Below are 22,784 nucleotides of genomic sequence, written 5' to 3'. Positions count from 1 at the left end.
AAGTGACCACCAATTAAAAATCCGATTGACGAATCCCGTATTTGAGATTATTTCTCTCATATGGGATTTTTTGTATCAGAGACTCAATGATGGATAACGGATTGGAAAGCGCCGATCTCAGACTGGCACAGCGACTGTCTGATTTACGCCAGCAGCAGGGCTGGTCGCTGGAGGAATTGGCGCAGCAAACCGGCATCAGCCGGGCGACGTTGTCACGGGTCGAACGCGCTGAAACCAGCCCGACCGCTTCACTGTTAAACAAGCTGTGCTCGGCTTATGGGTTGACCATGTCGCGGTTGCTGAGCGAGGTCGAGGACGAGCCGCCGGAGTTGTTGCATCGTGAACAGCAGACGGTGTGGGTTGATCGCGCCAGCGGTTTTCATCGCCGTTCGGTCTCACCGCCTGCCGCCCTGTATAAGGCCGAGTTTATTGAATGCACATTGGAGGCCGGGGCGGTGATTGCCTATGACACGCCTTCGGTGCATGCGCTCGAGCACCATCTGTGGCTGCTGGCAGGGCGACTTGAACTGACGCTGGAGGGACGAACTTTCCAGCTTGAGCCGGGTGACTGCCTGCGTTATCGGCTGTTCGGCGCTTCAAAATTTCATGCCCCCGGCCCTGAGCCGGCCCACTACACCCTCGTTATCAGCAGGCCATAATCATGATTGAGATACAGCAACTGAATGCCGAAGCGGCACAAAACGCGATCCCTGAACTGGCCGAAATGTTGCAAGCTAGCGTCGCCCAGGGCGCGAGTATTGGTTTTGTCATGCCGTTCACACTGGAGCAGGCGCAGACGTTCTGGCGCAGCCTGTTACCGGCGATTGAGCGTGGAGAAAGGTTGCTGTTGGTGGCATACGATACCGGGCGTTTGGTGGGGACGGTGCAGTTGTTGCTGGCAATGCCGGAAAACGGCCGCCACCGGGCGGAGGTGGTAAAACTGATGGTGCACCCGGACGCACGCCGCCGCGGTATTGCCCACAGCCTGATGCTGCAGGTGCAACAAAGCGCACTTGAGCTGCAGCGGCATTTATTGGTGCTCGATACCCTGACCGGCGATACGGCGGAAGGTATGTATCGCCAATTGGGCTTTCAACTTGCGGGCAGCATTCCGCAATATGCCCTCGCCAGCAACGGCAGTGCGCTGGATGCCACCAGTTATATGTATAAGTTGCTGTGATGTTGACTATCTCCCGCGTTGAGGCCGGCAGTCCGGAAGCCCTGGTTCTGATGGCTGAGTTATCCAGAAAATTGGCAGAGATCACCGGCGACAGCGGTGCGAGCTCGTTTGACCTCAGCGAAATGCAGGCGAGCAACGCCTGTTTTCTGCTGGTGCGCAATGCTGCCGGTGAAGCGGTGGGCTGCGGTGCTTTCCGCTGGTTGGCTGCAGGGATTGCGGAAGTTAAACGTATGTATGTGCGTGATGCGGGTAATGGAGCAGGCGGGCAGTTGTTGCGTGAGCTTGAACAACATGCACGGCAGCAAGGCTATCGTCAATTGTGGCTTGAGACGCGGCAGGTGAACCAGCGTGCGGTAGGATTCTATCTGGCGCAGGGTTATCAGGTGCGTGAAAATTATGGCCGTTATCGCGGTAATCCCCAGGCGATATGCTTCGAAAAAATGCTGTGATATTGCCGCAAGGGCGAGGCCTCTTGCGGCAGTGAACAAACCTCTTACTGCCCGTTCCAGGCCTTGATAGCCTGTTGGCGTATCAGCAGTTTTTGCTCCGGCGTCAGCTTGTTATAGTCCTGCGCCATGCCACTTTCCCAGTCGCCGTACAGCGGGTTCGGCAGCACGATGTATTGGGTGCCGAACTTGCTTTGGTTGTCGGCGACAAATGCGCGGCGCTGTGCATTATCCTTGTGGTAGGTCGCTGCCCCGAAGTCGTTCAGGTTGTCACCGGCGTACACCACAATATCGTAGCCCGCGTTTTTGATGGCGTCGAAGCGGGGCTGTTTGTTGGAGGTGTCACCGCTGAGCAGTACGGTTTTTTCCGACATGCCGGTAAAGCCCAGTTTCTGCATATTGGCCACCGTGGCGGCGTATTCAGACTGCTTGCGGTTGGAAACGTAGAACATGGTGCCCTGATGGCTGTTGACGTAACGGGCAAATTGCACGGCACCCGGTACCGCACCGGCTTGCTCTGCCTGCGACCATTTGGCCCAGGTGGCAGCGGCGAAAGGTTGGCCCTGCTTTGCCTGCCAGCCGGAATAAGGACTGTTGTCCAGCATGGTTTCGTCCAGATCTACCACCACCGCTTTCTTCTTGCCCGGCGTGGCTTTGGCCTGATCAAAGGCCAGTTTGGCGCTGTTGAACGCCTGGTGTGACAGCGCCTGATACTCCCCGGACTGCTGGAACCAGTTCAGGGCCAGCACTGACTGATCTGCCAGGCGTTGCTGGGCTTGCAGGTCGGTTTTTGGCGGCTGCGCGCAACCGGTCAGGGCCAGTAGCGCAATGCCGATGGCCGCGCCAAGGGTGATTTTCTGCTTATTTATTCCTGCCATAAAGGGATAGCTCTCTGGTGGTTATTGTAGATTTACAGGGTTATTGTCATCTCGAACTGGCGCATCGCGTCCTGTTGCCAGCCGAGCCGAGCGAAGAAGGGGGCAGCCACTTCGGGAACGTAGACGTTGGTCACCAGCGGCAACGGTGAGAAACGCGTCTGCAGTGCGGCCAGCATGGCCCTTGCATGGCCCTGGTTACGGTGTTGTGGCGGCACGTAAATCATGCGTAAAAAACACTTATCCGCGCCAACCTGCACCACCGCATAGGCCTGGTGCTGTTCAAGGGCAAAGGCATGGGGTTTGCCGGGCAGCTTGAACAGCGTTTCCGGGGCGATCAGCCAGGGCTGGCTGGTGGCCCCTTCGGCAATCAGGCGGTGGGAAACGAACAGCGGATCAATTTCCTGCAGCGTCACAGTGTCGCCAGCCGTCTGCTCGCCTGCCAGATGGCCGGTGAGGGTGCCCACGATGCGCAACCCAGCCTGATGATACAGCGCAATGGCGGGGTCATTGCCTTCAATCACCTCCAGCGACAACTGGCGATCGCCGCGCTCACGCGCATCGGCGACAATCCGCTGCATCAGGGCTTTACCCAATCCCTTACCGCGCATTTCCGGCCGGATCGACAGCGCCGCCACCCGGCTGTGCAAGCCACGGCGGCTAATCAGCGCCAGTGCTACCGGTTGCTGTTGATGCGTGACAATAATGCTGTCATTCAGGCTGAGGTCTTCGGCACCGAAGCGACGGGCGAAGGTGTCACCGTCAATGACGAAACGCACAATGTAGTTTTCAAAACAGTGGCAAAGGATCTGCGCCAGCTGGTCACTGCTGTAGCGCAATGCTGAGTGGTATTCGAATGGGGAGGTGTTTGGCATAGGTCATCCAGGTTGATTTGCGCAACATATAGATGTAGACCCGTTTGTTTTGTAAGGCAAGTTTCCTGATGCGGTGATGAGAGGTGAAGGGCGGCCAGAGCATCAAATGAAAAAGCCGGGCGTTGCCGCCCGGCGAAGTCATTCTGGATATCAAGTGGAGCTAAGTTTGCAGTGGTGGTTATTCATCACATCAGAACTGGTAGGTCAGGGCGACGGCGATGACGTTGTCATCTTTCAGACCCAACTTATTGTTGCTGTCGAGTTGGTTGATTTTATAATCAACATAGGTCGACATGTTCTTGTTGAAATAGTAGTAAGTACCGATATCGATATATTTCACCAGGTCGGCGTCGCCGATGCCTTCAATATCTTTACCTTTCTGCTGAACATAACCCAGCGATGGACGCAGGCCGAAGTCGAACTGGTATTGCGCAACCAATTCCAGACCTTCTGCTTTATTGGCAAAGCCGCTAACAGAGGTAGAGGTATTATTAATGGTTGCAGTGCCGGAAATAGGCGCGATATTACGGCTTTGCGAGTAGGTCGCTGCCAGATAAACTTCTTTGTTGTCGTATTTCAGGCCGCCGGCCCAGATATCCGCTTTATCGCCCTTACCGAAGGTGCCTGCTTTTTGGCCGGCAGTACGGTTGGAAGAAGCGTAAGCAGCACCGACGCTCAGGCCGTCGATGATTTCATAGCTGGAAGACAGGCCCCAACCGTCGCCGTTCGCTTTGCTGCCAGAACGGCCGTCGTTTTCGTTTTTGCCCTGGTACTGTACAGCGAACTTCAGGCCATCAACCAGACCGAAGAAGTCGTTGTTACGGTAGGTTGCCACGCCGTTGGTACGGCCATTCATAAAGTTGTCGGTCTTGACGTAAGCATCATCACCGAACTCTGGCAGCATATCCGTCCAGGCACCGACGTCATAGATAATACCGTAGTTGCGGCCGTAGTCGAATGAACCGATATCTTTATATTTCAGACCAGCAAAGCCCAAACGGGTTTTGGTATCTTTGGTGCCGTCAGCCTCAGCATGGTTGGCAGCAATCTGATATTCCCACTGGCCATAGCCAGTCAGCATATCGTTAATTTGTGTAGCGCCTTTAAAACCGATACGCACATAGGTTTTATCGCCATCATTACCGGCATCGTCAGAGAAATAGTGCATTGCTTTAACGCGGCCGTAAAAATCAAGTTTATTGCCGTCTTTATTGTAGATTTCCGCTGCCTGTGCTGTCTGCGCAATTAAAAGTGCCGGAATAATAACGGCCAGAAGATTACGTTTCATGATTTACCCTGCTTTATTCGATTGAAAGACGCTTATCATCAGTTGTACTGCTGCTTCACTGTGCCGCCCGTTTTGTTTGCAGCGCAGGTTTTTTACCGTAGTTATGTGATCTATTTATGACAAAATATTCATTTCCATGTCGAACGATTAAAAAAGTTGCGTAAAGAGTGAATTTCTTCTTCATACAACTGTCTGTGGCTGGTCTACAGTTAGCGTTACTGTTCCTTGGTTTTTGGAGGAATCATGCGTGAGACTTATACGTTACTGGGTACCCGTGGTTGCGGATCCACCATTGTTGCCGCCGCGCTGGAGCTGACCGGTTTTCCCTGGGGCTACGAGGAAGTGGACTATCAGCTGGATGGGCCTGAACGCGAGCGCCTGCTGGAGCTGAACCCGCTGGGGCAGGTGCCTACTCTGATCCTGCCGAATGGCGAAGTAATGACGGAAAGCGCGGCAATTGTTCTGTTGCTGCACGATCGCGCGCCACACGCCGAGCTGGCACCCCATAGCGGATCGGCATTGTTGCCACGCTTTTTACGCTGGTTGTTGTTCATCAACGCCGAGATTTACCCCACCTTTACCTATGCCGATCATCCTGAAAAATGGGTGCCGAAAGAGTCTGGGTCTGAACAATTGGCTGCCGAAGTGTTGGGTTATCGTCAGCGGCTACTGTTGCAATTGGCCGCTGCCAGCGATGCCGGGCCCTGGTTCCTCGGCAAGACCTTCAGCGCGCTGGATCTCTATGTGGCGGTAATGTGTCATTGGCGGCCGGGACAGGCCTGGTTCCAACAGCATTGTCCCAAGCTGCACGCTATCTCCCAAAAGGTTGAGCAACGCGCCGAATTTAACGCCTTGTTCCAGGCGCATTTTGATCATGTGGCGCCGCTGGAGTAAGGCTTGTCATTTGCAGGGGAGTGGGGGAAACCATCCTGTTTTTCTGAACCTTTAGTGTTAAAAATCCCGATTTTCGCCAGCTGTGTTTGCGGGTAGCGTGGGGCTATCGGTAAATCGACAGGAGAAAATGATGCAACCTTCCCAACAGGCCGGCCAGCAGGCGTTCGGCGACATAGCCCCCAAACTGGCGCAGCTCAGTGACAGCGTATTATTCGACGACGTCTGGCAGCGGCCGATACTCACCCCGCGTGAGCGCAGCCTGATCACCGTGGCGGCGCTGGTGGCGCTTAACCGCGTGGAGCAATTGCCGTTTCATCTGCAACTGGCCCAGCGCAATGGCGTGAACGTCGAACAGCTTGCCGAGTTGATCACTCATCTGGCGTTCTATGCCGGCTGGCCTGCGGCTGCTTGTGCCGTAACGCGCTTGCGCGAACTGAAACAGGAGTAGCCTCATGCCATTCAGCCGCATTGCTTTGCATCAGGGGAAATCTGCGCAATACCTGAAAACCCTGTCAGACAGCCTGCATCAGGCGTTGGTAGAAACCTTCAGCGTACCGCCGGCCGATAAATTCCAGGCCATCGATCAATATCGTCCAGGAGAGCTGATTTACGATCGTGACTATCTGGGCGGCCCGCGTTCGGCGGATTTTGTGCTGTTTTACATTACCGCTGGTCGTCCGCGCGATACCCTGACCAAACAGCGTTTTTATCAGCGGTTGGCGGAGCTGCTGGGGGAAAATCTGCAGTTACGGCCGCAAGATGTGATGGTGGTGATCACCACAACTCAGTTGGACGAGTGGTCGTTCAGTGCGGGTCGCGCCTCAATGATCGAAGGCCAGGCTGACGCGGCCGACGGTCTGTGGGACAATAGCGCCATCATTTCGTAGAGATATAGAGTTGAATGGCGCTCTCCCCCGCAGTTAAAGATCAGATTGGCCAGTGGTACAAAGCCCTGCAGCAGCAAATACCGGATTTTATTTCCCGTGCACCGCAACGGCAGATGATCGCCGAAGTGGCAAAAACGCTGGCCGGTGATTACCCACGCCACCTGGCGATTGAGGCACCCACCGGCGTGGGCAAAACCTTGTCGTACCTGATCCCGGGGATCGCCGTTGGCCGCGCCGAAAGCAAGCCGCTGGTGGTCAGCACCGCCAACGTGGCGCTGCAGGATCAGATCTACAGCAAAGATTTACCCCTGCTGAAGAAGATCATTCCCGATCTGAAATTTACCGGTGCCTTTGGCCGCGGGCGCTATGTTTGCCCGCGTAACCTGGCGGCGCTCTGCACTGACGTCAGCGAGCAGGGTGACCTGATGCTGTTTCTGGGCGACGAGCTGGCGCCTTCTAGCGGTGAAGAACAGGCGCTGTGCCAAAAGCTGAGCAAGGCGCTTGACCGCCATGAGTGGGACGGGCTGCGCGACCATTATCAACTGTCGATCGACGATCCGCTGTGGATCAAGCTGAGCACCGATAAAGCCAACTGCCTGGGCCGTAACTGCCATTACATTCGTGAATGCCCGTTTTATATCGCCCGTAAAGAGATTGAAACCGCCGACGTGGTGGTGGCTAACCATGCGTTGGTGATGGCGGCGCTGGAAACCGAGTCGGTACTGCCGAACCCGAAAGAGCTGTTGCTGGTGCTGGACGAAGGGCATCATCTGCCGGAAGTAGCGCGTGACGCGCTGGAGATAGAAGGCGAAATCACCGCCTTGTCGACCAATTTGCAGTTGGACATGATCGTGCGCCAGGTTGAGCAGTGCATGACGCAATACCGGCCGAAAAGCCCGCCGGGGTTGGCGAATGGCGAACGTTTGAAGAACCACTGCGAAGAACTGCGCGAACTGATCCAAATCTTCGAGCATCAGGTCAGCGCCTATTTGCCGACCGATACGATCATCGCCGAACATCGATTTGAAATGGGGGAACTGCCAACGGAGATGGTAGAAACCTGCGCACGATTATTCAAGTTGACCGACGCCTTGCGTGGGGTGGCGGAGTTTATCGTCAATGACCTCAGCGAACAGACCGGCAAGCACGACATTGTGCGGCTGCACCGTTCCATCATTCAGATGAGCCGCACCCTGGGTTATCTGGAGGCGATGAGTAAACTGTGGCGGCTGGCCGCGCTGGACAAGTCTTCCAATGCACCGATCTCCAAATGGGTCACGCGGGATCTGCGCGATAACGTTACCCATCTGTACCTGCATTGTGTGGGCATTCGCGTCAGCGATCAGTTGGAAAAACTGCTGTGGCGCAAGGTGCCGCACGTGGTGATCACCTCGGCGACGCTGCGCTCGCTGAACAGCTTTTCGCGCCTGCAAGAAATGAGCGGATTAAGTGAAAAGGCCGGCGATCGCTTCGAATCCCTGTCTTCCCCCTTCAATCATGTGGAACAGGGCAAGATTGTTATTCCGAATATGCGCTTTGAGCCGGCGATGGCCAATGAGGCCGAACATCTGGAAGAGATGGCGCGCTTTTTCCGTGCCGAGCAGGCCACTGGCAAGCACAAGGGGATGCTGATCCTGTTCAGCAGCCATCGGGCGATGCAGACCTTCCTTAGCTATGTGACCGACCTGCGCCTGATGCTGCTGGTACAGGGCGATCAACCGCGCTATCGGCTGGTGGAAGAACACCGTAAACGGGTCGAAAAAGGCACGGCCAGCGTGTTAATCGGCCTGCAGTCGTTTGCCGAAGGGCTGGATCTGAAAGGTGAACTGCTGACTCAGGTGCATATTCACAAAATTGCCTTCCCGCCGATCGACAGCCCGGTGATCCTGACCGAGGGCGAATGGCTAAAATCGCTGAAGCGTTATCCGTTTGAAGTGCAGAGCCTGCCAAGCGCTTCGTTCAACCTGATCCAGCAGGTGGGGCGACTGATCCGCAGTAATGAGTGCCACGGTGAGATCGTGATTTACGATCGCCGCCTGCTGACTAAAAACTACGGTTCGCGCTTGCTGGCGTCACTGCCGGTATTTCCTATCGAACAGCGGGATGTGCCGGAGGCCGACAAGGCGCACCTGGCCGCCATCAAATCTGCCGCTGCGGCGGAAAAAAAAGACAAAAAGCGTAAAAATCCGTTCGCCCGCCGACGTACGCGTTAATCAAAGCAGCGGGGGCAGGCGGCGCTTCACCGGCGTGGTTTTGACGATGGAAGTGTTGCTCTGCGCGCGCTCGGCCAGCCGATCGAGGATCTGGTCGAGTTGTTCCATCGAGTGCGCCACCAGCCGCACGATAAAACAGTCCTCACCGGTCACCTTGTCACATTCAATCACCTCCGGGATATCCTGGATCAGCTGTTCGACCTTCTTGAGCATGCCCGGCAGCGGTTTGATGCGTACCAGCGACTGAAAAGCGTAGCCCAATGCCTGTAAATTGACGTTCAGGGTGTAACCCTGGATCACGCCATTCTCTTCCAGCCGTCGCAGGCGTTCTGAAGTACTGGGTGAAGACAACCCGGCTCTGGCGCTGAGCGTTTTCAGCGACACCCGTGCGTCCTCGGCCAGCAGGGTCAGGATTTGGCGGTCGATATCATCCATAAACTCTCCATTAGGTTAATTACGTCTTATGCCTTAAATAAAAAGGCAGTTAAGCATGTTGGCCTGTTTTATGCCATGGAAACCGGTGCGGGAAAGTCGCAAGCTAAGCGTATTGGCTTACCCTGAGGAAATAACGATGAACGCAGAGATAAAACGCGGCTCGCTGGAGATGATGGCCGCGATGCTGATTTCCGGCACCATTGGTTGGTTTGTGCTGATGTCCGGCCAATCGGTAGTGAACGTGGTGTTCTGGCGCTGTGCGGTGGGGGCGCTGGTATTGCTGGCAATTTGTGCGGCGCTGGGCCAACTGCGGCGTGACAGTCTGACTCGCACCACGCTATTGGTGGCGATAGCCGGCGGCATTGCGCTGGTGGTCAACTGGCTGCTGCTGTTTGCCGCTTATTCCTATGCGTCGATCTCCATCGCTACGGCGGTCTACAACACCCAACCCTTTATGCTGGTGGCGCTGGGGGCGTTGTTCCTCGGTGAGAAACTGACTGCCCGCAAGCTGTTATGGCTGGTGCTGGCGTTTATCGGCATGATGCTGGTGGTGTTGGCGCAGCCGAAGCAGGCGGGCGGACAGAACAACTACCTGATCGGTATTCTGCTGGCGTTGGGGGCGGCTTTTTTCTATGCCCTGATGGCGCTGGCCGCCAAACGACTGAAAGGAACGCCGCCGCATCTGATTGCGTTGATCCAGGTGACGGTCGGCGTGGTGATGCTGCTGCCGCTGGTGGATTTCCATGCATCAGCCAATGCCGGGCAATGGGGCATACTGCTGACGCTCGGGGTATTGCATACCGGGTTCATGTACGTGTTGCTGTACGGCGCGATCCAAAAGCTGCCGACCAACCTGATCGGCTCGCTGTCGTTTATTTATCCGATTGCCGCCATGCTGGTGGATCGGCTGGCGTTTGGACATCGGTTGGTGGCGCTGCAATTTGCCGGTGCGGCCATCATCCTGCTGGCGGCTGCGGGCATGAACCTGCTGGGTGAGTGCCGCGTACGGCTAACGGCTGCCCCAGGCGGCAAGCAGGCCCCCGAACAGTGATTTTCTGGGCTGGCTTGCAAGCTGATTTTTAACAGCCGTAAATAGCCTTACTCCTGCAATGACGCCTCAAACGCCGCGCTGGCCGGACTTTGTGCCAGCGCGCTGTACATCACCAGGCGTAAATGATTTTCCTCATCGACAATGAATGACGCATGTTCAAAAGTCACCTGGCCGACTCCCGGCACCTTGAAAGTACGCTGCCCCTGGCAACGACCGTGAATATCATGCTGTTGCCACAGTTGGCGGAACTGCGGTGATACCTGCTCCAATGCCTGCACCCGTTGCTGCATGGTAGCGTCTTCCGGGGCGCGGGCGTAGTCGCGGCGAAAGCTGGCGAGCACCTGGGGTGCCTGCGCTTGCCACTCTACCAATCGCTGATTGAGTTGTGGGTCGGCGAACAGCATCCACAGCATATTGCGCTGCTCCGCCGGGCGATCGCCGATGGCGAACAGCCGGTCCGCCGCCGGGTTCCAGGCGATGATGTCCCAGCTCAGGTTCATGACATAAGCCGGACGCAGTTGCAGATCGTCCAGCAGGCGGCGCACCAGCGGTGAAACCTGACACCACTGATGACCGACCGCTACCGGCGGGCGCTGATGCGCCAGCAAAAACAGATGGTAGCGCCCGGTCGCGTCCAGCTTCAGCACCCGAGCCAGATTCTCCAGAAAATCCACCGAGGCGTTAATTTCCCTGCCCTGTTCCAGCCAGGTGTACCAGGTGAGGCCGACGCCTGCCAGGGCGGCCACTTCTTCACGCCGCAGCCCCGGCGTTCTGCGCCGGGTGCCGCTCGGCAGACCTACCGCCTGCGGTGATAACTTCTCACGCTTTTGACGCAGAAAATCCGCCAGATCCTGACGGGTTCGGTTGAGGGTGCGCGGCGGCATAGTGGCTGTCCTGTTGCTATTAGTAATAGTATAACTGGCTATATAGTAACAGTTTAGGACATGTTCCATACTGCCGCCATCCCAATCTTTGGAGGCATTTATGGAACAGTCATTAGCTAGTGGAGCTCGTCGTCTTCCCGGTTTGCCGGTGTTATTGCTGGGCGGCTTTGTCACGGTGTTCGACCTGTTTGTGGTGAACGTGGCGGCGCCGGTGATCCAGCAGCAGTTCACCGCCGACTTTGCCGGCATCGGGCTGATTATTGCCGGTTATGAGCTGGCATTCGGCGTGTTACTGATTGCCGGTGGGCGGTTGGGCGATCGCTTTGGGCGCCGTCGCATGTTTAGTCTCGGCATGTTGGGTTTTACGCTGACGTCGGCGCTGTGTGGCATGGCAACCTCTCTGAGCATGTTGATCGTAGCGCGCTTTTTGCAGGGGGCGACGGCGGCGCTGTTGTTCCCGCAGATCTATGCGTTGCTGCGCGTGTTGTACAGCCCGCACCAGCGGCGGCGGGCCTTTGCCTGGCTGGGTATGACGCTGGGGCTGGCAGCGATTTTTGGTCAGATTTTCGGTGGCTTTATTATCGAAGCCAATATCTTCGACAGCGGTTGGCGAATGATTTTTCTGATCAATCTGCCGGTGGGGGCGCTGGCCATGCTGGCGGCGCGGCGTATTCCCGAATCCCGCCTCGAACAGGCGCAGCGGCTGGATGGTGTTGGCCTGCTGTTGGCGGCAAGCGGGCTGTTGTTGCTGCTGCTTCCGCTGCTGGAAGGGCCGTCGCGTGGCTGGCCCTGGTGGGTGTTGCCCGCGCTGGCGCTGGGCGTAGCGGTGCTGTGGGCCTTTATCCGCTGGGAACGGCGCTTGGCGCAGCGTGCGGGGGATGCGGTGCTTGATCCGGCGCTGTTGCGGCAGGGGAGTTTTGCCCCGGGCGTGATGGTGGTGCTGGCGATTTACTCGACCGCCTCTTCGTTCTTTCTGTGTTTTGCCCTGCTGTTGCAGGCGGGCATTGGCCTGACGCCGTTTCAGGCCGGTAGTCTGTTTGCGCCTGCCAGCGTGGCTTTTATGCTGGCTTCCCTGCTGGCACCGACGCTGGTACAACGCTGGGGCAATGGCGTGCTGGCGCTTGGCGTGGTGATTTACGCCACCGGGATGGCATTGCTGGTGGCGCAGGTGCAGTGGGGCGCGGCGCTGGTTCAGCCACTGTGGCTGTTGCCGGGCCTGGTGATTCTGGGCTTTGGTCAGGCACTGAGTATGACGCCGCTGCTTAACCTGGTGCTCGGACTGGCAAAAGAACAGCAGGCAGGGATGGCGGCCGGGGTGATTTCCACCGTGCAGCAGGTGGGTGGGGCGTTGGGAATTGCCGCCAGCGGCGCGTTTTTTGTTCCCTTGTTGGCAGGCGGTGCGGGCGCAGAGGGTTATGGGCGGGCGTTTGCCGGGGCCATGGTTTACAACCTGCTGGCGATGGCCGTTGCCCTGGGGCTGCTGAGGTGGATCATCCAACACCAGCGCAAAGTGGATCTTTAGTAAAGCTGTGGCGAGTGCTATTGCTATTCATCTCCCCCGATAACGCTGAAGGATGCTTAACGCCATGTACCAACCCGCCTCATTTCGCGATGACCGCCTGGAAAGTCAAATTGCTCTGGTACGTGCCCACCCGCTGGGCATGTTAATCAGCCACGGTGAACAGGGACTGGTAGCGGACCCGCTGCCGTTTTTGATTGACGTCGATGAGCAGGGCAACATGGTGTTGCGGGCGCACCTGTCCCGCGCCAATCCCCATGGGTCCTTGCTGCAGACCGTGCAGGAATGTCTGGTGGTGTTTCAGGGGCCGGAGGGCTATATCTCGCCGGGCTGGTATGAAACCAAGCGTCAGACCGGCAAGGTGGTGCCGACCTGGAATTACAGCGTGGTGCAACTGCGCGGGGTGCCCCGGGTAACGGAGAACGCGGGCTGGTTGCGACAACAGCTGGACGGGCTGACGGCGTTGCAGGAAGGCCGCCAGCCGGAACCCTGGCATATCGACGATGCGCCGACCAATTATATCGCTGCGCAGATCAGGGGCATTGTCGGTATCGAGATCGCTGTGACTCACCGTGAAGGCAAATGGAAGATGAGCCAGAACCGCAACGCCGAAGACGTCGAAGGGGTGATCGCCGCGCTACGTAGCGGTGATGCTGACCAGCAGCAACTGGCAGATGAGGTTGAGCGGCGGCGTGGATAAGGTATGCTGACTCCAGACTGAATCAGGGGAAAGCAGAGCATGGATTACACCAAAATTATTAAAGAGATCGGCCGTGGCAAGAACCATGCGCGCGATCTGGATCGGGAAACCGCCTTTCAGCTCTACCAAAAGATGCTGGCCGATGAGGTTGGCGAATTGGAGCTGGGCGGCATCCTGATTGCCATGCGTATCAAAGGCGAAGCCGAAGAGGAAATGATCGGCTTTTATCAGGCGATGCAACAGCAGGTGATCCGCCTGCAGGCACCGTCTGGGCGACCGATGCCGGTGGTGTTGCCAAGTTATAACGGTGCGCGCAAACAGGCGAACCTGACGCCGCTGTTGGCGCTGTTGCTCAAACGCGTCGGTCTGCCGGTGGTGGTACATGGCGTGCTCGATGACAGCACCCGCGTCACCAGCGCCGAAACCTTCAAGGCGTTGGGCCTGCCCTGGTCGCAAGATGCTGCTCATGCTCAGCAGCGCCTGGATGCGGGCGAAGTGGTGTTTATCCCGGTTTCCACCTTGTCTGCCCCTCTGGAGCGTCAGCTTGGCCTGCGCTGGCGCATGGGGGTGCGTAACAGCGCCCATACCCTGGCCAAACTGGCAACGCCGTTTGCCGAGCAGGATGTCCTGCGTATCGCCAGCGTGTCGCACCCGGAATACGTCGGCCGTGTGGCCTCGTTTTTCCGCCAAATCGGCGCTCGCGGGTTACTGATGCACGGTACCGAAGGCGAGGCCTATGCCAACCCGCAGCGATGCCCACAAATCCATTACATGGTTAACGGCGAGCAGCAGGTGCTGCTGGAACGACCGGCGCAGGATGAAATTCCCGAGCTGCCGGCGGCAAAAGATGCCGAGACCACCGCGCGCTGGACCGAACGTTGCCTGGCGGGTGAGGTGGCGATCCCGCTGGCGATCCAACGGCAGATTGCCTGCTGTTTGCTGGCTACCGGTGAAGTCGGCAGCCTGGAGCAGGGACTGGAGCGTTTACGCAGCGCGTAAATCCCGTCGTCTATACTGGAATACTTCGTGAATCGGCTGAAAGGATGGTTATGCAACAGGCTCTCGATTACTTCAATCAATTGAATCAGGATTACCTTGAGGTTCACCGCACCAAAGAAGATCTGTTCTGGCACAACTATATGGGTACCGGTGGCGACGATGTTTCCGCCCGCTTCTCGGCGGCGGAAAGCGCCTATAAACGCTTTATCGCCGAACCGCGTCGATTGGCGGAAATTCGTCAGTTGTTAGCTGGGCTGGAAGTGCTGCCGCAGGACGCACAGCGCGACGCGCTGCAACATGGGCTGAACGGCTGGCTGCGTTTCTTTGACTGTAACGCCATTGAAGATGCCGAGGCCCAGACGCTGCTGGATCAGATCATCAGTGCCGAGGCGGACCTGTATACCCGGCGCAAGGCCAATCCGGTCAGCCATCTGAATGCCACCGGGCAGCGGGTGAACGCTTCGCTCGGTGAGCTGCTGACCAACCAGGCCACCAATGAAAATGAAGATTACCGCCGCAGTTCGCAGAATGCGCTGCGTGAGCTGGAGCAGTGGCTGTTGCTCAACGGTTTGCCGGAGCTGATTAGCCTGCGTAACCGCTTTGCACGCCAGATGGGTTTTCGCAACTATTTCGACTACAAGGTCAACAAAACCGAGCGCATGACGCCGGAGCAGTTGTTCACCATTCTGGACCGCTTCGAACAGCAAACCCGCGAGGCCAATTCACGCAGCCTGCAGCAGTTGGCGGCGCAGAAGGGTGAGCAGGCGCTGGAACCCTGGAACATCCGTTTTGCCAGCGCCGGTGATGTGACCCGACAACTGGATCCTTACTTCCCGTTTGCCCAGTCGCTGGAGCGTTGGATCAACAGCTTCAAACGGCTGCACATCGGTTTTCGTGGTGCGCAGATGGATCTCGATCTACTGGTGCGTCAGGGCAAGTATGAAAACGGCTTTATGCACGGCCCGGTGCCGCCGTTTATCCAGCAGGGGAAATGGCTGCCGGCGCGGATTAACTTCACCAGTCTGGCGCAGCCGGATCAGGTGGGCAGTGGCGCTCATGGGCTGAATACGCTGTTCCACGAGGGCGGCCATGCCGCGCACTTTGCCAATATCTGCCAGAACGCGCCCTGTTTCTCGCAGGAGTTCCCGCCGACCTCCATGGCCTATGCGGAAACCCAGTCGATGTTCTGTGACAGCCTGCTGGACGACGCCGATTGGCTGAAACGCTATGCGAAAAACGCCGCCGGTGAGCCGGTGCCGGACGCGCTGATTGAAGCCAGTATTGCGGCACGTCAGCCGATGCGTGCGTTCAACGAACGTCATATTCTGCTGGTGCCTTACTTTGAGTGGGCGCTGTATCAGTGGGATGAGCAACAGCTGACACCAGAGGCGATTACCGCACTGGCGCGCGAGGTTGAGCACAAAATTCTGGGCATCAGTGGCAGCCCGCGTCCGACGCTGGCGATCCCGCATTTGTTGTCGCTGGAGTCGGCCTGTTCCTATCAGGGCTATCTGCTGGCACTGATGGCGGTCGAACAGACGCGTCATTTCTTCCTGCAGCGTGATGGTTACCTCACCGATAACCCGGCGATTGGTCCGGATCTGGCGCATCACTACTGGCTACCGGGTAACGGTGTCAGTCATGATGAAACGCTACGCAGCCTGACCGGCGAAGGCTTTAACCCGGACTATCTGGCGCGGGCCTGCAACCAGACGGTGGCGCAGGCCTGGCAGGATGCACAGCAGACCATCGCTGCCGCTGCTGTTCGGCCGCAACCGGCGGCAGACTTCGACCTGGCGGCGCATATTCGCGTGGTGGATGGCGAGCAGGTGCTGGCGGATAACGCCGAGGGCGATGAAAAGATGTGCCGTGACTTCGCCGCAGCGATTAACGCGCGCCTGGCCTGAAACCGCTGAACAAGCCCGCCATGTGCCTGCATCGGCGGGCTTGTTTTCAGAACCTGTGGCCGCTCAGCGCTTTTGCGCGTCCGGGCGGGTCAGGTCAAAACGGTGCTGTTCCGAGATGCCGTAGTAGGCGCTCGGGCCACCGGCACGCAGAATAGGTTCGGCGGCGGCGGTCTGATAGATGCCGTGTTCGTCCAGCAGCGCGGGGTCGATATGCACCGCCACCACTTCCCCCAGCACCAGCCAGGTATCCACCTTGTCGCCTGCAGCGCTTTGCAATTGAATGCACTGCGACAGGCGGCATTCAAAGTTCACCGGGCTTTCCGCTACGCGTTCGGCCTTCACCAGGCGGCTGGGTAGTGGCGTCACGCCGGCAAAAGCAAATTCATCTTCACCGCGCGCCAGGCTGGCGGAGCTGTTATTCATGGCATTGGCCAGTGGGCGCGTCGCCAGATTCCAGACAAACTCTCCGGTTTCGACGATGTTCGCCACGCTGTCTTTCCAGCCGGTACTGGCGAAGCCGATAATCGGCGGGCGGTAGTTGAAGCAGTTAAAAAAGCTGTAGGGTGCCAGGTTGCGCTGGCCGGTGACGCTGACCGACGAGATCCAGCCTATCGGCCGTGGGCCGACGATGGCATTCAGCGGATCGTGTGGCAAACCGTGGCCTGCGGCGGGTTCATAGTAATAACGGGACTCACTGCTCATAAATGACCTGAATTGGCTAAACAGAGCTTTTATTCTGGCGTGTTTCCTGCCGCCTGCAAGTTTGCCGTCGCTTTATGGTATCTTACGCGCCAGAAATACCTTTAAGAGAGCCCGTCACGGTGGAAAAAAAGAAAAGCTTCCCGCAGCAGAAAAGCGGACTGCACCCGCGTAACCGTCATCGCTCGCGCTATGACTTTCCGGCGCTGATCGCCAGCTGCCCGGCGCTGGAGCCGTTCGTCAAGCCAAACGCCTGGGGTGATATCTCGGTAGATTTTGCCGATCCGGCGGCGGTTAAAATGCTCAACCGTGCGTTGCTGCAACACTTCTATGGTATCGAACATTGGGATATTCCCGCCGATTACCTGTGCCCGCCAATCCCGGGGCGCGCCGATTACCTGCACCATCTGGCCGACCTGCTGGCGAGCAGCAACGACGGTGAGATCCCGCGTGGCAAAGGTGTGGCGATCCTCGATGTGGGTATTGGTGCCAACTGCATTTATCCGATCGTCGGCCTGCGCGAGTATGGCTGGCGTTTTACTGGCTCAGAGATTGACCCGGTGTCGCTCAATTCGGCCAAAATGATCGTCGAAATGAACCCGACGTTAAGAAACAGCGTGCGTCTGCGCCTGCAAAAACAACCGGAGTTTATCTTTAACGGCATCATCGGTGTGGCTGAGAAGTTTGACGCCACGCTGTGTAACCCGCCATTCCACGGCTCCGAGCAGGAAGCGCAGGCCAGCACCCGCCGCAAACTGCACAAGCTGGGCAAGGGTGAAGTGGCCGACAAGCCGGTCCAGAACTTTGGCGGCAAGAATAACGAACTCTGGTGTGAAGGCGGCGAAGAAGCCTTCGTGCGCAAAATGGTCGAAGAAAGCGTGAGCAAGGCGCAGAACTGCCTGTGGTTCACCTCGCTGATTTCCAAACACACCACCTTGCCGTCGATTTATCACGCGGCCAAGTTGGCCGGGGTGGCGGAAGTGCGCACTATCGAGATGGCGCAGGGGCAAAAGATCAGCCGCTTTGTTGCCTGGACCTTCCATGACGCCGAGCAACAGGCCGCCTGGGCGGCAGAACGCTGGCGTTAATTTCGGAGTTTGCACAGATTTTTGTCGGTATGGGAGGCAACTCCCATACTGGCTTTAGGCTTGACGCCCTTTCTTGACATATCCCATTAAGGTTCCTTAACTGTAGCCATACCAATAATAGCTATCCCAGCAGTGTGCATCGTCTCTCTCCCTGCAGCAGGAGACAGGTTGCGGCACTGATGTGCCGTATCTTTCATTCGACACATTAGTGGGAGTTATTATGATTCCTTTATCTACGCAACAAGAAGTCGGCGCTCTGATCATCGGTATTTTTGGACGTCTGCCGACGGTTTCTGAAATTGACTATTACGACAGTCAATTTGATATCGGCAGTCAGCCACCGGCTTATATGGCCAGTATTTTAATGAGTCAGCCTGATGCCGACTGGATGAACGGCCAGAGCGAATACGATATTCTCACCTCAGTCTACCTTTCGGTTTATAACGCCTACCCCGATCCGGATTATATCAACGAGCTGCTTATGCAGGGCCATTTCAATAGCGCGATCGCCAGTGTGGTCATCGATCTTTTCAATTATCTGGGGGACGATCCGGCTATCCTCGCGCAGCGTGACGCATTGGATCAAAGGATTGCCGAGGGGCTATTCCCGTCCGTTGCCGATGATGCTGTCGGAGGGGCCGGTGATGCCATCGCCATGTTCTACCTACTGAAAGCCCCTTGGTTGGCTGACGAAATCAATTCATATGGCCGTCAGCTTAATCAGGGGGGCGATCTGGGCGTTCTGGCGCAGGAAAAAATAGAGACCTTGCCAATCAATAATCTTTCGGACGGCGACTTTATTTTGCAGTTGTTCGAACAGGGTTTTGAGCGCCCGCCAACGGCGGCTGAACTGAGCGATTATCAAAATCAACTGGCGGGAGGGGCGACGCGTGGCGATCTGCTGGTTGCCATGATTGAGCAATTACGTGGCGAAGTGGCACCGGCAGATCAAGCTGCGCAGCAGCATTTCAATGATGCCGGTTATCAATATCCATCGGGGGAGCTGCCTGCAGCGGTTTATTTGGAACAAGTAGCAGCGCTGTTTCGCGCTATTCCTGAACGGAGTATTGATGCCGCTTCACTGGATACCTGGAGCAAAACCCTGGCCTCCGGCACCCTGAGTTATCCTGAGTTGGTCGCTGCCCTGTTGGCAACCCCCGAGTTTCAGGGACAGATTGGTGATTTGCAGGGGGATGCTTTTATTCAACACGTGTATCAGGCCGTTCATGGCAAAGCCGCAGATGAGCAACAACTGGCGCATTACCGGGCATTGGGTGACGACAAGGGAGTGATCACGCAGGCGGTAGTTGAGGATCTGATGACTAACGACGTCACTGGCGGAGTGACTCAGAGTGAGCAATGGGCGTTTGCCCGAGAGATTGGCCAAAGCCTGGCCTATAAAACCACGGCTTCGCTTGGCACTAGCGAAGAGGGTGGAAATGCTTACGGGACGGTAAACACCCATGTCGGACACTCGCTGAGCAATGCGGAAACTGCCGTACTGTTCCGGGTTTTCCTCAATGCAGATAAGGATGTCTCTGTGGATCTGAGCTATGCCTCCCAGCTTTCCTATTTGACTATCAATGGGGAGGGGGCTGCGGCCATTCAGTTGCATCATAACCCGAACGTTAAATATGGCGTGGCGGTGACCGTAAATAACGCCAACGTCACTCTCGACGGTACCTACGGTAGCGATCAGGTACAGTTAACGGCGCTGGCAGATGTGGCTGCCGCCAGCGGGAATTTTAATCTGAGTGAGGGAAATGACAGCCTGTTATGGGCCGGGAACGCCACCGGGGGGGCCAATCATGTAGGTTGGGCGCTGCGAGCTGACGGTGGTGCAGGCATGGACATCCTGTCTGCTAATCTGATCGTTAAACTCACGTCTACACTCGATCTTTGGGGAATGCGTGTCAGCACGGTGAGCAGCAACGCTGCCAACTTCAGCCATTTTGAACAGCTCGATATGGCCGGTTATATCGGTCAGGCTGAAGCGACGCTGAATAAGGTCAGTTGGAGTGGGATTAAGACAGAAAAACTGGTGACTGAAGCCCATGTTTTTGATTACGGCGTACTAAATGGCCATGCGACGGTAGAGGGCACTCTGGGGGGCTATGTCGTCCAGGATCGGGCTGCGAACGATCTGGGTAGCGGGGGACTGTTGCTTTCCGATCGGGCGGATAATGTCAAAGTGATTAACGCCAATGCGGATGCTGCACGGCTTGAAATAAGCAGCGTGGGCGATCAGGCAGACAGCCGGCTCGAAATCGATTTTCTGGCGAATGCCACTCACCGCGTCGATCTATTATTTTCCGGCAGCGGAAACGTCGGGTCTTTGGCACTGGGTTCTCACGGCAGTCAAAACCCGCTGGAGCTGATTGCCATCAATGCAGCGGGTTGGGGGCGCAGCGCACTGACGTTGACCGGCAGTAATGACCAGGTGCATGACATTGTACTTTCGGGGCGAGCGAGCTTTAACCTGACTCTGGAAGAGGGATACCACAATGTGGGGCTGATTGACGCTTCAGCCTTTGCCGGTAATGCGTTCACTCTGAATTCGGCCCATGGCGGCAGCGGAAACGGTACGCTGATCCAGATGCTGGATTTATTGCCGCTCAGCGGTGCCAGCCAGGCCAAATTGGATCCGTTATTGGCCGAATTGGGGCTGGTAGGTGAGCAACTGTTAGTCAAAGGTGGAGGGGGTAATGACCAGTTCAACATTACGGGAGATACCACGCTAATCGCAGGTGCAGGGCATAACAGCGTAACTCTGCAATCAAGCACGGCGGCTTCCGGCGTCACACTCAAGGGTTTTTCACTGCAGCAAGACAGTATTACTGACGTTTTGTCTGGCGTGCGTTTATCCCATGATGCCGGAGGTCGTTCATTGGCGGATTACGGCACCAGCGATGGCCAAAATATTGAAGCCCGGATTGGTGTGCTGGGGGATGAACAGATGGGGAGCGCCAGCCAACTGCTGGCGGCACTGCTGGATCTGGGCAAACCGGGGGCTCTCAGCGCCAAGGTGGGGGTGAGCAGCGTATTGGCCGATCAAAACAGCAGTTATATTATTGTCGACAATAACGACGATCACCGGCTGGATGCTGCTGACAGTGTGATCCTGCTGTTGGGCCAGGATCACCAGATGCTGCTCAGTGAACTGCGCTATCTCCCACCGGAAGTTACTATTACCGCTACGGCATCCATGGAGGAATCACTGGTTGCCTGAGTTTTAGCTGTCGTATTTATGTCCGCAGGCGCCGGTTATTTAACCGGCGCCAATTATAATTTTCGTTTTCCTTTCAATTTCTTCAACTTGCGTTATTCTCAATGCGGTTATCAATAATAAAAATCCTGATTTAATCATTTATTTAAAAAATAATAGTCACCTTGCTAAATTTATATATTTATCCCGGTTAGCATTATCTGTCTGGAGAATAAGGCCTGCCTGTTTCTCTGGGGATGCACGTCTGCGTGTGGGCGCGGCGTGCGTAAAAATAAAATGAGAAGCCTTGGTCCGCTAAATCATCTGCCAGAAGGATTTTTACCCTATGCTGTTACGATTCAGTCAGTTAAATACCCACAGCCGCGCGGAATTGAACGCAATAGAAAATGCCGTTGCCATGATTGTATTTAAACCCGATGGCACCGTGCTGCGCGCCAATGATCTATTTTTACAAACCATGGGATTCCAGCGACATGAAGTGCTCGGTCAACATCACGCTATTTTTTGCGATTCGCAATATGCCGCGAGCGCGGCCTATCGCAAACACTGGGATAGGTTAAATCAGGGCAAATCGATTACAGACAATATCAAACGCATTCGCAAAGACGGTGAAGTGGTGTGGCTGCAGGGGACCTACACTCCGGTATTGAACAAGCAGGGGCGGGTGATGGAGATCGTCAAGATCGCCAGCGTGGTGACCGAACGTATTACCCAGGCGCAGGAACATCAGAGTTTATTGGCAGCGTTAAATCGATCCATGGCGATGATCACTTTCAACGCACAGGGAAAGATCCTCGATGCCAATGACAATATGTTGAACTTGATGGGCTATCGGCTGGAGGAAGCGCGCGGGCAGTCGCATGCAGTGCTTTGCCCGCCAGAATTTGCCGCCTCTGACGATTACCGCCAGCATTGGCAGCGTTTGGCACGCGGTGAGTTTATTACCGGGCGTTTCGAACGTGTGAACCGACGCGGGGAGCGGGTGTGGCTGGAGGCCAGCTATAACCCGATCCTTGACGAGGATCGGCGCTTGGTGAAGGTGGTGAAAATCGCTCAGGACATTACCCAACTGATGATCCAGCAGCAGCACGAGGAACAGATGGTTCGCAACGCACATCACCTTTCTCTGGATACCGACAGAACCGCGGCGCAGGGGGCGGTGATCGTGCAGCAGGCGGTGGCGGGCATGCAGCAGGTGGAAGCGGCTGCGCGCGATACTTCTGCCGTGGTCAGCGAACTGGGCAATGGGTCACAGCAAATTGGCACCATGGTGGAGGCGATCCGTAAAATTGCCTCACAAACCAATTTGCTGGCTATCAATGCTTCTATTGAGGCCGCACACGCGGGGGAGCACGGGCGCGGTTTTGCCGTGGTCGCCAACGAAGTACGCACTTTGGCAGAACAGTCCCGCCAGGCGGCGACGGAAATCGAGAGGATTACCAAAGCGATTCAACAGGGCGTGGCGGCAGCGATTGCCGGAATGGCGGTCTGCGTGGAGCAAGCGGGCGGTGGCGTTGCCCTGACACATGATGCCGGTGAGGTGATCAATCAGGTGAATGTGGGCATGCAGGATGTGGTGAAACTGATGCAGACATTTGCCTAGGTAAAACAGCCAGAA

21 protein-coding genes are annotated in these 22,784 nt (G+C 56.6%); 15 read left to right on the top strand and 6 right to left on the bottom strand.

What is annotated here, in order from left to right; all coding sequences use genetic code 11:
- Positions 1–89 precede the first annotated feature (89 nt).
- From FCL49_RS07510 to FCL49_RS07500, 3 genes are read left to right on the top strand one after another with little or no spacing between them, the layout of a single operon-like run.
- A complete protein-coding gene (locus tag FCL49_RS07510; protein ID WP_174353485.1) occupies positions 90–659 on the top strand; it encodes a helix-turn-helix domain-containing protein in 570 nt (189 codons plus the stop codon).
- A 2-nt stretch (positions 660–661) separates the two neighbouring features.
- On the top strand, positions 662–1,180 hold the full coding sequence (locus FCL49_RS07505; RefSeq protein ID WP_174353029.1) for a GNAT family N-acetyltransferase: 519 nt from the start codon (positions 662–664) through the stop codon (positions 1,178–1,180).
- Complete coding sequence (locus FCL49_RS07500; protein ID WP_174353028.1) at positions 1,180–1,629, top strand: GNAT family N-acetyltransferase; 450 nt, start codon at positions 1,180–1,182, stop codon at positions 1,627–1,629. Before FCL49_RS07505 ends, FCL49_RS07500 begins: the two co-directional genes overlap by 1 nt.
- A gap of 44 nt (positions 1,630–1,673) precedes the next feature.
- Here the strand turns inward: FCL49_RS07500 and FCL49_RS07495 are convergent, their stop codons facing one another.
- The 3 genes from FCL49_RS07495 to ompC all read right to left on the bottom strand — a co-directional run bounded on the left by FCL49_RS07495 (position 1,674) and on the right by ompC (position 4,664).
- Positions 1,674–2,504 carry a 5'-nucleotidase, lipoprotein e(P4) family gene (locus FCL49_RS07495; protein WP_174353027.1) on the bottom strand — a complete coding sequence of 277 codons (831 nt, stop codon included), beginning with the start codon at positions 2,502–2,504 and terminating at the stop codon, positions 1,674–1,676.
- A gap of 32 nt (positions 2,505–2,536) precedes the next feature.
- Positions 2,537–3,376, bottom strand: a complete 840-nt coding sequence (locus FCL49_RS07490) for a GNAT family N-acetyltransferase (protein ID WP_174353026.1) — start codon at positions 3,374–3,376, stop codon at positions 2,537–2,539.
- Positions 3,377–3,566: 190 nt separating this feature from the next.
- Positions 3,567–4,664, bottom strand: a complete 1,098-nt coding sequence (ompC, locus tag FCL49_RS07485) for a porin OmpC (protein WP_174353025.1) — start codon at positions 4,662–4,664, stop codon at positions 3,567–3,569.
- 243 nt (positions 4,665–4,907) lie between these two features.
- Between ompC and FCL49_RS07480 the strand changes: the two genes are divergently transcribed.
- The 4 genes from FCL49_RS07480 to dinG all read left to right on the top strand — a co-directional run bounded on the left by FCL49_RS07480 (position 4,908) and on the right by dinG (position 8,658).
- Positions 4,908–5,558 (top strand): glutathione S-transferase family protein, encoded by a 651-nt coding sequence (locus FCL49_RS07480; protein ID WP_174353024.1) that lies wholly within the window; start codon positions 4,908–4,910, stop codon positions 5,556–5,558.
- 130 nt (positions 5,559–5,688) lie between these two features.
- Complete coding sequence (locus FCL49_RS07475; RefSeq protein WP_174353484.1) at positions 5,689–6,006, top strand: carboxymuconolactone decarboxylase family protein; 318 nt, start codon at positions 5,689–5,691, stop codon at positions 6,004–6,006.
- Between the two features lie 4 nt (positions 6,007–6,010).
- Positions 6,011–6,445 carry a tautomerase family protein gene (locus tag FCL49_RS07470; protein ID WP_174353023.1) on the top strand — a complete coding sequence of 145 codons (435 nt, stop codon included), beginning with the start codon at positions 6,011–6,013 and terminating at the stop codon, positions 6,443–6,445.
- Positions 6,446–6,459: 14 nt separating this feature from the next.
- Positions 6,460–8,658, top strand: a complete 2,199-nt coding sequence (gene dinG, locus FCL49_RS07465) for an ATP-dependent DNA helicase DinG (RefSeq protein ID WP_174353022.1) — start codon at positions 6,460–6,462, stop codon at positions 8,656–8,658.
- On the opposite strand, the gene FCL49_RS07460 is transcribed toward dinG, so the two are convergent.
- Positions 8,659–9,093: an Lrp/AsnC family transcriptional regulator gene (locus FCL49_RS07460; RefSeq protein WP_012005895.1), complete on the bottom strand. Its 435-nt coding sequence runs from the start codon at positions 9,091–9,093 to the stop codon at positions 8,659–8,661.
- A gap of 136 nt (positions 9,094–9,229) precedes the next feature.
- On the opposite strand from FCL49_RS07460, the gene FCL49_RS07455 reads away from it, so the two are divergent.
- Positions 9,230–10,144 (top strand): DMT family transporter, encoded by a 915-nt coding sequence (locus FCL49_RS07455; RefSeq protein WP_174353021.1) that lies wholly within the window; start codon positions 9,230–9,232, stop codon positions 10,142–10,144.
- Positions 10,145–10,191: 47 nt separating this feature from the next.
- On the opposite strand, the gene FCL49_RS07450 is transcribed toward FCL49_RS07455, so the two are convergent.
- On the bottom strand, positions 10,192–11,028 hold the full coding sequence (locus FCL49_RS07450; RefSeq protein WP_174353020.1) for a helix-turn-helix transcriptional regulator: 837 nt from the start codon (positions 11,026–11,028) through the stop codon (positions 10,192–10,194).
- A gap of 100 nt (positions 11,029–11,128) precedes the next feature.
- Here FCL49_RS07450 and FCL49_RS07445 point away from each other — a divergent pair, with 100 nt between their 5' ends.
- The 4 genes from FCL49_RS07445 (at position 11,129) to FCL49_RS07430 (ending at position 16,153) form a co-directional block, all read left to right on the top strand.
- The gene (locus FCL49_RS07445) at positions 11,129–12,550 is read left to right on the top strand and encodes an MFS transporter (protein ID WP_174353019.1); all 1,422 of its coding nucleotides are present in this window, start codon (positions 11,129–11,131) and stop codon (positions 12,548–12,550) included.
- A 64-nt stretch (positions 12,551–12,614) separates the two neighbouring features.
- The gene (locus FCL49_RS07440) at positions 12,615–13,247 is read left to right on the top strand and encodes an FMN-binding negative transcriptional regulator (protein ID WP_174353018.1); all 633 of its coding nucleotides are present in this window, start codon (positions 12,615–12,617) and stop codon (positions 13,245–13,247) included.
- Between the two features lie 39 nt (positions 13,248–13,286).
- A complete protein-coding gene (ybiB, locus tag FCL49_RS07435) occupies positions 13,287–14,246 on the top strand; it encodes a DNA-binding protein YbiB (RefSeq protein WP_174353017.1) in 960 nt (319 codons plus the stop codon).
- A gap of 50 nt (positions 14,247–14,296) precedes the next feature.
- On the top strand, positions 14,297–16,153 hold the full coding sequence (locus FCL49_RS07430) for a M3 family metallopeptidase (protein WP_174353016.1): 1,857 nt from the start codon (positions 14,297–14,299) through the stop codon (positions 16,151–16,153).
- A gap of 63 nt (positions 16,154–16,216) precedes the next feature.
- Here the strand turns inward: FCL49_RS07430 and FCL49_RS07425 are convergent, their stop codons facing one another.
- Positions 16,217–16,855 carry a flavin reductase family protein gene (locus tag FCL49_RS07425; protein ID WP_174353015.1) on the bottom strand — a complete coding sequence of 213 codons (639 nt, stop codon included), beginning with the start codon at positions 16,853–16,855 and terminating at the stop codon, positions 16,217–16,219.
- A gap of 119 nt (positions 16,856–16,974) precedes the next feature.
- On the opposite strand from FCL49_RS07425, the gene rlmF reads away from it, so the two are divergent.
- The 3 genes from rlmF to FCL49_RS07410 all read left to right on the top strand — a co-directional run bounded on the left by rlmF (position 16,975) and on the right by FCL49_RS07410 (position 22,769).
- On the top strand, positions 16,975–17,940 hold the full coding sequence (rlmF, locus tag FCL49_RS07420) for a 23S rRNA (adenine(1618)-N(6))-methyltransferase RlmF (protein WP_167796628.1): 966 nt from the start codon (positions 16,975–16,977) through the stop codon (positions 17,938–17,940).
- Between the two features lie 220 nt (positions 17,941–18,160).
- A complete protein-coding gene (locus tag FCL49_RS07415; protein ID WP_174353014.1) occupies positions 18,161–21,169 on the top strand; it encodes a DUF4214 domain-containing protein in 3,009 nt (1,002 codons plus the stop codon).
- 322 nt (positions 21,170–21,491) lie between these two features.
- A complete protein-coding gene (locus FCL49_RS07410) occupies positions 21,492–22,769 on the top strand; it encodes a methyl-accepting chemotaxis protein (RefSeq protein WP_174353013.1) in 1,278 nt (425 codons plus the stop codon).
- Positions 22,770–22,784 lie beyond the last annotated feature (15 nt).

Origin of the sequence: Serratia proteamaculans, from assembly GCF_013337185.1 — a bacterium.
In the GTDB taxonomy this organism is placed as follows: Bacteria; Pseudomonadota; Gammaproteobacteria; order Enterobacterales; family Enterobacteriaceae; genus Serratia; species Serratia proteamaculans_D.
This window is presented reverse-complemented; position numbering and strand designations above follow the sequence as displayed.